Below are 12,401 nucleotides of genomic sequence, written 5' to 3'. Positions count from 1 at the left end.
AAGCACGGCGTGGTGAACTCAAGTAGATGACCTGCTCAAGCGTCTATCCCCGCCGCGAAGATCCTTTAATGCGATGATTTCCTGAACTATTGAGCAGTTGCCTGCGCATTACTTCCCATCTGCTCTGCCTTTGGGGGCGCGGCGACTGCGATTCAGTAGCTGTCCCTTTTCATCTCCATTGAGCTAATACCCTCTTGCCTCCCGCTTGCGCGCGCGGAACTCGTTCATGTTATGCTTCGTCAAAATCGAAATCGATTTCGAACGGTTCATTGTATGAAAGATGCCCAATTGAACGCATGAGACGGAGGCAAGCAATGGGTTGGATGGGACGAGAATTGCGATCGACCGTAGACAGGTGCGGCACGCTTACCGTTTCGCTCGACACAGTCGAAGTGACAGAACCGGGCGATGATGAAGTCGTGGTGCGCGTTGAAGCCACGCCGGTCAATCCAAGTGATATTGGATTGCTCCTGGGCCCTGCGGATCTCTCATCGATCGAGACAAATGAATCTGGGAGCCTGTCGCAAGTGAAGCTCACGGTGCCCCGGGCGCACCTGGCTTCAATCGCCGGTCGGATCGGTAAGTCGCTTCCAGTCGGCAACGAAGGGGCTGGCACAGTGATAGCGGCTGGAAGAAATGCGACGTTGCTCCAAGGCAGGCGCGTCGGCATGTTCGGCGGCGCCATGTACGCCGACTACCGCAAGATCAAGGTGGCTGATGCAATCGCACTACCCGAGGGTGCCTGCGCAGCCGATGGTGCGTCAATGTTTATCAACCCGCTCACCGCGCTGGGCTTCGTTGAAACCGCCAACCGAAACGGTCATCGAGCGATCATTCACAATCCTGCCGCGTCCAACCTTGGCCAGATGCTGCAGCGTATATGCCTCGCCGACGGCATCCCGTTGGTGAACATTGTGCGCTCCGACCCGCAGATGCGCATTCTTCGAGATCTCGGCGCCAGTCACGTACTCAACATGAAGGACGAGCGGTTCGGTACGTCTCTGCTTGACGCCGTCGCTGAGACCGGCGCGACGATCGCGTTTGATGCTGTTGGCGGCGGCAAGTTAGGCAGCGACATTTTGCTAGCCATGGAAAGCGCGGCTTCCCGAAATTCGGGCACCTACAGCCGATACGGCTCGGACGTCCTCAAGCAGCTCTACATCTATGGCAGCCTCGACCCGGCGCCGACCGTTCTCGACCGCTCCGCGCTCGGGTACGCATGGAGCGTCTCGGCGTGGCTGTTATTTCATTATTTGCGCAGAATCGATCCTGCAACTATGCAACGCCTTCGTCAGCGTGTTGTGGAGGAATTGACTACGACCTTCGCTAGTCACTACACGCGCACCGTCGGCCTGGCCGAAGCGTTGAATCCTGAGGTACTGCGCGCCTTCAATCGGAAAGCGACCGGGGAGAAGTTCCTAATCGATCCTAGTCGAGGCTGACCTCCCGCTAGGTGCCGGCGTTTCGCGGGCCATGAAAAGGTTCTGATTCGAATGGTCGGCCAGTAACAGCGTGGAAATGGCGTGTGACAGTTCTACTGAATCGCGCTTGTCTGCCCGACTTTTCTCATCAGCGATAGCGTTTGGATGAGCAGCTTGTGCCGGGTCGTGCGGACAATCTGGTCATGGAGCGCATCGAAGTGGCCCGATTCCTTAGAGCACAAGATCATGAGTCACCCGAATGAATAACCCGTTACCGAACTTGAAAACTCTCAAGCTGGGGATTGGTGCAGCAGCCCTCTCCTTCTGCTTAGTCCATCTTGCTTATGCGCAGACGCAAAACGGTCGAGCAGCAGATACTACCACCATTGGACAACGCGACATTGACAGCGACGGTTACCAACAAAGCCGCGCGAGCAAGATCTCCAACGTTCGTGTCGGATCCGACGATCGGACTCAAACAGATTGGGCGCGTGGATCTCAGGCGAACCGTTCGCCGGGAGAAGTGGTCGTCAGCAGTTACTCCGTGCCAATGTATAAGGCCAAAGACTGAGCGAACGCACTTTAGGCATCCTAACAACCGTAAGCCCACGAATCTGGGAGAGAAAAATGTCGGACCTGGTTAAAATCGTACGCTTTCATGAAACCGGTGGCGCGGACGTACTGCGTATCGACGAACTACCGCTGCCCGACCCGGGACCGGGCGAGGTACGGCTTCGCGTCAAAGCCATTGGCCTCAATCGGGCAGAAGTCATGTTTCGTGAGGGTCAATATTTCCTCGAGCCAAAGCTTCCCTCAAACATCGGCTATGAAGCATCTGGTATTGTCGAAGCGGTAGGTCCTGGCGTAGACCCTCAGCTCGTGAGCACCGTGCAGTCCACTGTGCCAGCGTTCCCGCTGAATAAGTACGGGGTCTATGGAGAGGTCGCAATCGTTCCCGCTGATGTCCTCGCTGCCTACCCGGACCACCTATCCTTTGAGGAGGGCGCGAGCATTTGGATGCAGTACATTACCGCCTACGGCGCTATCGTCCATAATGGACGCGTCGCGAAGGGAGACTATGTAGTCCTTACCGCGGCAACGAGCTCAGTTGGCATTGCGGCCATCCAGGTCGTCAAGGCCGAAGGCGGGATCGTTATTGCGACTTCTCGCAGTGCCGATAAGCGAGATGAGTTGCTCGCGGCCGGCGCCGACCATGTCATCGTGACCAGCGAAGAGAATGACATCGCGGCAAGGATCCTGCAGATCTCCAACGGAGTCGGTGCGAAGATCATCTTTGACGCCGTTGCGGGAACGGGCATCCTTGAGCTCGCAAAGGCCACGGCCCAAGACGCCCTAATCATGGTGTACGGAACACTGGCACCTGAACTGACACCATTTCCGGTGTTCGTGGCCTGGGCCCAAGGAGCGCAGGGTAGACCCTTCCGGATGATGGGCTACACGATGTTTTCAATCACCGGCAACGCCGAAGCGCTTGCGCATGCAAAGCGCTACGTATATGAGAAGCTCGTCAGTGGGCAGATCAAGCCAAGAATTGATCGTATATTCCCCCTCTCAGATATTACAGAGGCGCATCGTTACATGGAGCGAGGACAACAGATCGGGAAGATCGTAGTCGTGGTTTAGTTTAGTCAGAGCGTGAAACGGCAGTTCGTGCAATCCATGGACAGATCGCCGCTTTGCCCCACAATGGGAAACCGCAGCGACGCCGAGAAACGCGCGGTCATGTTTGAGCTGCGTGCTCCATTCGCGGCTCACTAATAGGGCCCGGTTTCGGGATGTCGGCATTGAGCACGTCCTAGCAAGTCATCGTGTTTTGACGTCCGAAACTCAACATGCCGCACGGCTCTTCGGATCCAAACGAATGCTTCGACGTCCAAACGTGGCGGCCGCGGCAAATCTGCGACCAGATGGGGGCGTTCATGTCATCCAAACACCCCGCTTGCGCGGAGTCGAGGGCCGCTTACCGCGACTACACGCGAGCCCGAGCCCGAACCATTTCCGACTGAAGCATCTCACAGGAAGGTCTCCTGTCATCAACCACGGCGCCGTCGAAAGTTCCGCTTCAGTTGTTGCAACGCGCCTCGATCGCATCGATGAAAGAACGATCCCACGTTCCCGCCTCCATTGCGGGCCATCGTCACCGCCCGCCTTGAGCGGGCGTTTTGCTCCCCGGTAAAACAGCGCGATCTTCTGTGAGGGTTGGGACGAAAGCGTTTCCACTTCGTTGCGCGACAGAGCCCCGTGCGGTTCGCCGCGCGGGGCCGGCCGACCAGTGCGCAAAGCGACGCGCATGGTCGTGGACATCGTCGCCGAGACAGCCTTCAGCTCTATACCAACCTCTTCAACAACACGTTCAAGACCGACATCGACGCGACGCTGCGGCCCGCACAGCTTCGACATCCGCGTCTTCAATGTAACCGCGCGACGTGACGATCGAATGCATTGCGGACTAGACCAGCAGGCCGTTGAAATATCCGTCGTTGGCGCGCTAAGACGCGTTGCGACGGATGCTGAACTCGCGCTTCTGACACGCGCAAAAACCCTTGTGAGCGTTCGATGCTGCTCGTGAGTTCACAAAACCGACGCTATCGATTGCTTCCTTCCCCTCAAGCGGCAAGTGTTCGCATACGCGTCAGGTTATAGCCGACCTGGGGTCAGCACGAAGAGCTGGTCTACGCGTTCAAGTCCCCGGCACATCGCTTGTCGAATTCGTCCGACCGTCTTGCCCCATCCAAACACCTGTTCAATCCGTTTACGCTTTTGCTGGCTCACCGCGTAGCCCGGCCAACGTGTAGTTCGCTCATCAATCGCTGAGCCTCCTGAACGTCCTTCGTTTTGGGCCACATGAGGCGTGACGCGATTCGAGCGACAACTGGCTACGAAGCCGGCGGTGTCGTAGTTCTTATCCGCACCGACCGTGATGCCGCTCGGTGCGACACTCGCAGCATCGGCAAGCATCTGCGCCGCGCAGTCTCGCTCGGCGGTGCCGGTCGCCAGCGTCACCTGCGCGTTGACCACCAGTCCGTGTCGGTTATCGGTCAATACATGACCCATATAACAGAGCATCGCTCCCGTTCCCTTGCTTTTCCGGAACAGGCGCGCCTGCTTATCCGTCGTGGATTGATGCGTTTCGTTACTGCGTTTTTGCCCATGCCAGTTGTCATTCAGTGCGGGCGGTTCGTCTGGAGGCGTATCGTCGTCGCTCGGACTCGCCTTGGGCACGAAGCTCTTATGCCCGGCCCACGCCTGAATCAAAGTGCCATCGACGCTGAAGTGCTCGCCAGAGAGATAGCCTCGCTCACGGGCCGTCTCGACCGTCTCGTTAAAGAGCAACACCAGTACATCGTGTTTGAGCAAGCGGTCGCGGTTCTTGCTGAACGTCGAATGGTCCCACACCGTTCCGTCCATCGGCAGACCGACGAACCAGCGGAACAACATGTTGTAGGAAATCTGTTCCATCAGCATCCGTTCGCTGCGAATGGAGTACAACACCTGCAGCAACAGCGCCCGAACCAACTTCTCCGGTGCAATGCTTGGCCGGCCACCTCTCGCGTCTGCCTCGTACATTCGCGAGAACACATCATCCATGCGCTTGAGCGAGTCATTGAGCCATGTACGAATCGGACGCAACGGATGGTCCTTCGGCACGAAATCATCAAGCTTCAACACCGTGAACATCGACTCGGTAAAACCATCGCTGCCGCGCATCCGTTCCATCTCGCTCTCGTTAATGGCTTCAGATTCAACGTTCACCCCTTCACTCAGGATGACCGTTTGACGAGGTATTTCAACGACCTGCTAGATACTGATGCGCGGCAACCTGCAACTTGTCGAGGAATTCAGTGTCGTTTTTAGCTGTGAAGAGGCTTTGACGCGCCGCCGGATTTTCGAGTGCTTTTGCCGCGGCGGCCCAAAGATCGAACGTCCGCTTGAAAGCGAAGAAATCGCCGCACTCCGCTTCTTCGATGGCAATCGACGAGAGTGAGCCTATAAGTGCATCAAGGTCACCCCGAGCGGCTTCCGCCAGTTCACTGCCAGTGAGTGAGGCGTCATCGGTTGGATTCTCACCATCCAGTAGTGAGTCCACGAATCCTAGGTTGGCCACACCTGGTTCGGTCCTCAACACGCTCTGAGGGACGCAGGCGAGACCCCACGCTGGCCTTGCAGCGTACACGCTCCACAGCGGTGCGCGAAACTCGACCGGTGAAACGAAAGTCAGCTGCTCAAATCTCATCTTATACGCAGCGATCGTATTTTTGTACGAAACGTAATCCGGATTGCCCGCGTCATTGACGCGGGGACCATTCACGCCATGCACGAAGACGAACTGATTCATTGATAGCTCCACGTTTGTCAAGCCGCGCGGCGTCAACTACCCGTTGAGTCATTGTAGTCAAACTGCCGCGAGATCAGAGTGTCGCCGACGTCGAAGCGATCGCTGTTACTGATGCAAACTCCGTGAATTTGTCTAATGAAATCACCAGGACGCGGCTTCTGGGGTGCCACGACTCTGGTAAGAAGCGTTCATGGTGAAGCAGCCGCCTGAGGATGGTAGCCGGGATCGGCAAGCCGCTTGAGGATCCGTTGTATCGTTTTGCTGGTGTCGAGCCGGCTGTAGTAATCGGTGCCGAGGTCCGCATAGACAACGCCGTCGGAGAGCATGTGCTAGGGCGGTAAGCATCGAAGCAGCTACGGCGAGCATGGCTTTCTTAGGGCCGCGTCTTGCTTTGATGCGCAGGAACTGGGCGTGCAGATAGGTGCTTTTCACGCGGACACCGGCCCATGCGGCGGTAACGAGCGCGGTTTTCAGCCATGTGCCGCTTTTGCGAACGCGGGTGCTGCGGCGTTTGCCGGCGCTCTCATCGTTGCGCGGACAGAGGCCGGCCCAAGAGATCAAATGGGCGGCATTAGGGAAGCGTGTTATGTCGGCGCCGACCTCGGCGAGGCTGACTTGGGCGGTCACGTCGCTCACGCCGGGGATCGTGCTCAGCAGACGGCCGCATTGCCGGATCGGCGCTAGTGCTTTTCCGAGGGTGACGTCGAGTTCAGCGAGGGTGTGCTGCAGGGCGTCGATAACGTCCAGATGAAGCTTCAGTAGCGTCCGATGGTGAGCGGTAATCCGTCGGTGCACTGCAGGTCTTATGCAGCCACCGGCTCGGGCTTGAAGTCCTCTCCGTATTTCAGGAACGCCCAGGCCATCCTTGCATTCTTGGCCGCAATCGCGACGGCCGCACGCCAATATCCGCGGCGTTCGACTAGGCCTCGGACCCAACGGCTAAGCGGTCCTGCTTCTCGCCGAGATTGGCGATGACGGCGCGAGCTCCGAGGACCAGCAGGCTGCGCAGATAGGCATCGCCCGCTTTCGTGATGCTGCCCAGCCGCGCTTTGCCTCCGCTGCTGTGTTGACCGGGCGTGAGCCCGAGCCAAGCCGCTACCTGGCGACCGTTCCTGAAATCATGTCCTCCACCGAGGCTCGCGAGCAGCTTGCTCGCTGTGGTCGGACCGATGCCTCGCAGTTTCATGAGTCGCTTGCTGCGCTCGTCGTCACGGGCGATTCCGCTGATTGCGCGATCGTATTCGTCAAGCCGATCCTCAATGTTGCCGGCATGCTCAAGCAAATCGCTGATGCAGCGTCGGGCCCAACCCGGCAGGGTGTCCAGATGTGGCGTGATCTCTCTTCGCAGTCGCTCCGGGCTCCGAGGTAGCACGACGCCGAATTCGGCGAGCAAGCCACGCATCCGGTTGTAGGCAGCGGTTCGTTCCTCGACGAATCCCTCCCGGGTCCGATGCAGGCAAAGCGTCGCCCGCTGATGCTCGTCTTTCAGCGGTACGAAACGCGTGCTCGGTCGGGTGACCGCCTCGCAAATGGCGGCCGCGTCCGCCGCATCGTTCTTGCCGCGCTTCCCCGACATGCGATAAGGCGCCACGAGCCTGGGCGCCATTAGCTTGGCCGTATGGCCGTGTTGTTGGAGTACACGAGCCCAGTAATGCGCCCCGGAGCATGCTTCCATGCCAATGACGCACGGCGGCAATTGTGCAATCAAGGTTACCAGTTGATCGCGCGATACACGTGGCTTGATCAGCAACGCCTTGCCAACCTCGTCCACGCCGTGAACGGCGAAAACATTCTTGGCAAGGTCGATTCCGATGGTCACAATAGGCATGGACTTCCCCTCCTGTTGGTGTTGATGAAGGTCGAGAACTTCATCATGGCACGTTGATGCCGATTCGCGGCTTCCGCCGCAGCCTCGGGACGGGGAAGTCCCTTTCATTCGCTGCCGAGTTAAAGATTGGCGTCTTCGAGCACTTTCTGGATGCGCAGGCTGTGCTGGGCGATCTCGTGCACGAGTTGTTTGCGCGTACCTTTGAGATCGCGTAAGTCCTGCGTCGCAGCAGGCGGCACGAAACTGGAGCGGATCAATCAGACCATGCGCGAGCAGATCGGCGATCCACGTCGCGTCGTTGACGTCGTTCTTGCGTCCAGGAACGTTGCGGATATGTCGGGCATTTGCCAAGACCAGCTTGAAGCTGCCTTCGAGGATGTGCCAGACCGGTTTCCAATAGACGCCAGTCGCTTCCATGGCCACGTGCGTGCAGCCATGCAAGGCAAGCCAGTCGCCGGGCTCAAGCAGTCCGATTGTGGTGGCAGCGAAGCCGCGCACTTCGCGATTCTGTGGGGCAGACACGCAGCGCACGCAAGCCACACTGGTGTCCTTGTGGACGTCGAGTCCGGCGCAGCGGGGATAGAGAACTTGCATGGTACCTCCTGCCAGAGTGATGGCAGCGGCAGCAGCCCTCGTGATCGAATTCTGGTAAGCGTGCTTGGGGCATAACTGCCCGCCGTACCAATCCGGGCTGCGCGCAGGGCTGCGGGTCCAACTGTTCAACGGGCTCAGGGCACCATTTCCCTACGCCGATCTCCCATGCCGCTGCGCATCCATATTACCTCTGGCATGGGATGTGGACGCGCCACATCCGCTCTATCCTTCGGGGTCGGACAGGCCCGATGAGCAACTGTTTAGGTTCGATCCCATGCACTGCCAGTTCGCAGTACTATCAAAATTGCCATCGGGCTGGCCATTGTCACATGCAACAGAATTTTCCGCGAAGTTGCCGACCCCCATAATAGTCGCAGGCTTTCGGCGAGCCACGCCCTGAAGGATTTTGGCCGCGCCGGCGAGCAAGAATGCCCTTGCCGTCCCGTCTTGGGTCTAGATAGCGCCCACGGCGACGCTCGATCAAGAGGACAACCCCGAAACGCGAAACTGCCGCAGCGACAAACAAACTGTCTAACGGCCGCGACCTTCGAGTGTGCGCAGTAAGCGGTCGGGTCAAGGCCGATCGCAGCGACTCATTGATGCGCCTTCCGGGCGTATTGCCGTGTTGAAATATGTGCCCACCGAGAACAGCGGCTTGGGAAAAGGTGCTCGTCGGACCTCAGACTGTCCTTCTCGATCCATGCAGCGACCGCAATGGAAGCTGGCTCTGTGACCTTAAACTGCACGGGTCGTTTGGTCTTGCGCTGCATTATCATCGCGCGGGGCAGTATCTGATTGCCGTGAGTTACTTTGCGGAAATGTAGGTTGACGAGCTCGCTCCTGCGCAGCTTGCTTTCGATCGCGCGATCGTAGTTCCTCGTTTGGAATGCCGATTCACTTGATAGAGGGCTACCCTACAGGACAGGCGCGACGAGGTAATTTGTCACAGCTGTTGGCGCGGTTCCCGGCTCAGCAAGCAGACCGGAGACTGACGCTAGCCTTCGCGATATGCTTCTGCCCATCGCCTTAGCTGACATTGGGGCTAGTCGCGTTCAACGTCAGCAGCTTGGCGGATTGCTGACGTCGCCGGCGGACGGCCGTGCACCGAAAACGTAGGCCGGCTGAAACTACTCCTGACGCTCGCATCATTGCGTCGAAATATGACGCCGAATGCGCGCGACGAATCGACAACATCCTCTCGGAACGAGAACGTTTCCCCATTCTCAAGACCCATTCCGCTCAAATGCGGATAGGCAAGAAACAACGTGTCGCCGCAAGCAACGTCTTGTAGCGCCACGGGTTGTCGGCGGTCAAGATTTAGACCGTAAACGTTCTCGGCGAATCCGATAGCTGGATTACCATGAAATAAAATCGCTTTCGGTCGACAAAATTGGATGAGAAGCCGCAATGCATCATGATGGCGAGTACGCTCTTGCCTAGGAATCGCTTGGCGTCGCGTGGTCGGATACCAGCAGGCATTGGTGACCAGGCAGTCCTCGCTGCCGAGCAGGTCGATCAAGACCTTTAAATTGACCGTGGTACCCTTCGACTTCGCCGGGCCGCGAGCTAGCGTGTAAATTTCCTGGAATTTTTCCGTATCGCGAGTCAAGCAGTCCCAGTAACTATCGTAGCTTTCGAATTGGTTTCGCAGTGGCGTAGCTGGGTTCGTCCCCACGATGAAAATTTTTGCGGACTTCCAGTTCCTATTGGGAGCGAAGGGGCGCAGATGGTCGCCCATATCCCTGCGACAGTACTTCTTGAGTTGGGCCTCGAAGTCAGTCGAAATCGCTGATAGCGCTGGAGAGGTCGAAGGGACAATGGATGACTTCAATGTCTTTCTCGGTGGTTAATTTCACTTGCGCAACATACAGAAGACACGCGGTAGAGCAGGCGACGCGAAATAAGCCGTCGCCGGCCCGGATATTGCCGAATCGAACGTCCGCAGGTCGAGCAGACGAAGCGAGACCCGGCAGATTGGCCGACCATTTGCGTGACACAGCTGCTGCTCTCGAGGCAGCATCGCGTCGCAAACTAAGGTTTTTTGCCTAGTGTTAGGACAGCTGGACAGCTTGTGTTTTGCTGTCGACAATCTTGGGCACCATCCACATTTATCACAGAAGAAAGGGATGTTTGTGGCGCTGGAGAAGATCAGCCGTATTCGCTCATTCGATGTTTCCGCCTTCAGAGAAATTGGACGATTTCAGACGCTGATGCAAAGAGCCCAGCCAAGCCGACCGACCAAGCTGGCTTTTTCATTGCGTCACCGCTTCGCCTCTTTGGGCATCAAAGGTTATCAGGCGCTGCTCCAACGCTTTGACGGACGGGCTGGTCCTCGGACCGCTCCGGCAGAACTTTTAGAGACTTACCGTCCAGGTCTCCGTATTCAGAGTGCCGGAGCAGTTTCGAGAGCTTCACGCGGTAGCGTGTGTCGACGGTGAGCAGGTGCTCGTCGAACAACGTGTGAATGTCGGCGCGCAACAGAATGCCGTTGCGCGTCTTGTAGTCCGTCTTTTCAGCATGAGGCACGATGTGCGCCGCCTCCAGGACCGCATCAACCATTGAGCCAGTTACCGCGCACCGGCGGCGGTACGCAGCGAGCAGACCGTCGCGAAAGGGACGCTGACCCCGCCGGGTCTTGATCGCGCTCTGCTGGACGACGTCGTCGGTCTCATCGGCATCCTCTGCACCGTGGCTGACGTCCATGGCCTCAAGGTCGGGCTTCACGCCGCGAACGATCCTGCACTCGCCGGACACAGGGTCATGGCGGTGCACGTACCAGAGCTCGCTGTCGAGAATGCGCCGGCTCACCGCCGATGCCTTCTCTGCAAGTTCGTTGCGCGCGCGCTGGTCGCCGGCACACACGATGACGCGCACCGGCAGTCGTCGGGCGTAGGACTCGCGTATCGCCGCGTCGAGGTTCAGGGCGCGAACCGACTGGTCAGATGTTCGCGACCGGGCTGACGCGGATTTTGTTCGATCGTCGGCGATGCGCCGCAACTCGTTGGCCGTGTCGAGCACTGACTCGGCGAAGTAAAGGACGCCGCCGTCCGCTTGCAGCGTCCCATGCCACAGGCACAGGACGTAACCTTCAGCGATGGAGCCAAACGACCAGTTGTAGCAGAACTGCGGGTTCGAGCGGAAGTCCTCAACCTCGATTTGGTCCTTTGTCCAATGCCATCTTTCGACCGAAATACTCGCCCGCTGCAGGATGTCGTAGATCACCTCCTTGCGTCGCGGCGCCAGGTTCTCCAGAGCTTCTGCGTCGGGATTGCTCCCGGCGCGAGCAAAGGTCACATAACGCGCGGACCGATCGACGCGCAACTTGCGCCAACCTGTGGTCATCCACGCGAGCGCCTGCACGTGTGAGTCGCTTCCAGGCGTTGAGTTTTGCCACCATTCGTCGTGCTTTGAAGCGGATGGCGGCAGATTGGTTCCGATGATCTGCTCGACTTGGTCGAAGGTCAGCGTGAGATCGCTGGCGGTCGCCTGCTGAAGGTAAACACCGAGCGGGGCGTATTTGCTCATAATTTGTCGTTTTTGGATGAGGCGGAACGAGACCGGCAGGAAATCTTATCCTACCTGCCGCATGGCTTCGCAAGGCACCGGCCACCTCCCGCCTTCTGCGCTGCAGGTGCTTCGCGAGTGCGTGCCCTTCGCCTCTGGCCAGGTGTTGCCCGCAGGGGCAGAGATGTCTTCATCAGTCTCAGAGTGTTGACCTGCCCGCGTCGACTGCTGCTGGTTCAAACCGCTCCACACCGACCCGAGGAGATCATCCTGGGTAAGCCGCCGCGCCATCCGTTTTCCTGGGTCAACCCGCACCGGCGCTGGCACCGGACGGTGCAGGTTGTTTCGGTCGCGTATCGCGGCTGCTCGCGCCTTGCTGAGCGCTGGGCAAACCCCTGCTTCTAAGTCTTTCCGAGCACGCAGTGCCCCCTCTTTCCGCCCGAGCGACTAGACGCCGTTAATCCGAGAACCCTTACTCGCAGCGCTGCAGCGCTGCGCGAACTCACGGCCATCCTAAGACTTGTCCCTTTTTATCCATCGATGTTTCGTCAGCGGTCGTTCGGGCTTTCGATACTCGCGGGCTGGTCTCGGGTCATAGCATCTGTTCAAGCGACAACGAGTTTGGTCACGCGAACGGACGCCACTTTCGTGCTCTGCAGCGACGGCGGGCGCCGACGTTTCGGCCATAGCCGACGCT

At 58.4% G+C, this 12,401-nt stretch carries 7 protein-coding genes and 4 pseudogenes; 3 read left to right on the top strand and 8 right to left on the bottom strand.

Annotated elements, in window-relative coordinates; all coding sequences use genetic code 11:
- The first annotated feature begins 314 nt into the window (after positions 1-314).
- The 3 genes from NK8_RS41570 (at position 315) to NK8_RS41560 (ending at position 3,065) form a co-directional block, all read left to right on the top strand.
- The gene (locus NK8_RS41570; RefSeq protein ID WP_213233855.1) at positions 315-1,442 is read left to right on the top strand and encodes an NADH oxidase; all 1,128 of its coding nucleotides are present in this window, start codon (positions 315-317) and stop codon (positions 1,440-1,442) included.
- A 238-nt stretch (positions 1,443-1,680) separates the two neighbouring features.
- Positions 1,681-1,992: a hypothetical protein gene (locus tag NK8_RS41565; RefSeq protein WP_213233854.1), complete on the top strand. Its 312-nt coding sequence runs from the start codon at positions 1,681-1,683 to the stop codon at positions 1,990-1,992.
- A 56-nt stretch (positions 1,993-2,048) separates the two neighbouring features.
- Positions 2,049-3,065: a zinc-dependent alcohol dehydrogenase family protein gene (locus NK8_RS41560; protein WP_213233853.1), complete on the top strand. Its 1,017-nt coding sequence runs from the start codon at positions 2,049-2,051 to the stop codon at positions 3,063-3,065.
- Positions 3,066-4,048: 983 nt separating this feature from the next.
- Here NK8_RS41560 and NK8_RS41555 read toward each other — a convergent pair.
- The 8 genes and pseudogenes from NK8_RS41555 to NK8_RS43305 form a co-directional block, all read right to left on the bottom strand.
- Positions 4,049-5,150: pseudogene (locus NK8_RS41555) on the bottom strand (IS5 family transposase).
- Positions 5,151-5,229: 79 nt separating this feature from the next.
- Entirely contained in the window at positions 5,230-5,778 is a 549-nt protein-coding gene (locus NK8_RS41550) for a hypothetical protein (protein ID WP_213233852.1), read from the bottom strand.
- Positions 5,779-5,966: 188 nt separating this feature from the next.
- Positions 5,967-6,104 carry a hypothetical protein gene (locus NK8_RS43315; RefSeq protein WP_225936648.1) on the bottom strand — a complete coding sequence of 46 codons (138 nt, stop codon included), beginning with the start codon at positions 6,102-6,104 and terminating at the stop codon, positions 5,967-5,969.
- 154 nt (positions 6,105-6,258) lie between these two features.
- Positions 6,259-6,405 (bottom strand): annotated as a pseudogene (locus tag NK8_RS43565) (transposase); the annotation flags it as partial.
- 176 nt (positions 6,406-6,581) lie between these two features.
- Positions 6,582-7,606 (bottom strand): annotated as a pseudogene (locus NK8_RS41540) (IS110 family transposase).
- A gap of 122 nt (positions 7,607-7,728) precedes the next feature.
- Positions 7,729-8,200, bottom strand: a pseudogene (locus tag NK8_RS41535) (transposase); the annotation flags it as partial.
- Between the two features lie 1,042 nt (positions 8,201-9,242).
- Positions 9,243-10,031, bottom strand: a complete 789-nt coding sequence (locus NK8_RS41530) for a hypothetical protein (RefSeq protein WP_213233851.1) — start codon at positions 10,029-10,031, stop codon at positions 9,243-9,245.
- Between the two features lie 452 nt (positions 10,032-10,483).
- Positions 10,484-11,725, bottom strand: a complete 1,242-nt coding sequence (locus tag NK8_RS43305; protein WP_225936713.1) for an HNH endonuclease — start codon at positions 11,723-11,725, stop codon at positions 10,484-10,486.
- Positions 11,726-12,401 lie beyond the last annotated feature (676 nt).

This window comes from Caballeronia sp. NK8, from assembly GCF_018408855.1.
Taxonomy (GTDB): domain Bacteria; phylum Pseudomonadota; class Gammaproteobacteria; order Burkholderiales; family Burkholderiaceae; genus Caballeronia.
This window is presented reverse-complemented; position numbering and strand designations above follow the sequence as displayed.

Excerpts from the sequence above, each read along its gene's own strand:
- NK8_RS43315 (WP_225936648.1), bottom strand. The coding sequence starts at position 6,104 with ATGCTCTCCGACGGCGTTGTCTATGCGGACCTCGGCACCGATTACTAC.
- NK8_RS41560 (WP_213233853.1), top strand. The coding sequence starts at position 2,049 with ATGTCGGACCTGGTTAAAATCGTACGCTTTCATGAAACCGGTGGCGCG.
- NK8_RS41570 (WP_213233855.1), top strand. The coding sequence starts at position 315 with ATGGGTTGGATGGGACGAGAATTGCGATCGACCGTAGACAGGTGCGGC.
- NK8_RS41550 (WP_213233852.1), bottom strand. The coding sequence starts at position 5,778 with ATGAATCAGTTCGTCTTCGTGCATGGCGTGAATGGTCCCCGCGTCAAT.
- NK8_RS43305 (WP_225936713.1), bottom strand. The coding sequence starts at position 11,725 with ATGAGCAAATACGCCCCGCTCGGTGTTTACCTTCAGCAGGCGACCGCC.
- NK8_RS41565 (WP_213233854.1), top strand. The coding sequence starts at position 1,681 with ATGAATAACCCGTTACCGAACTTGAAAACTCTCAAGCTGGGGATTGGT.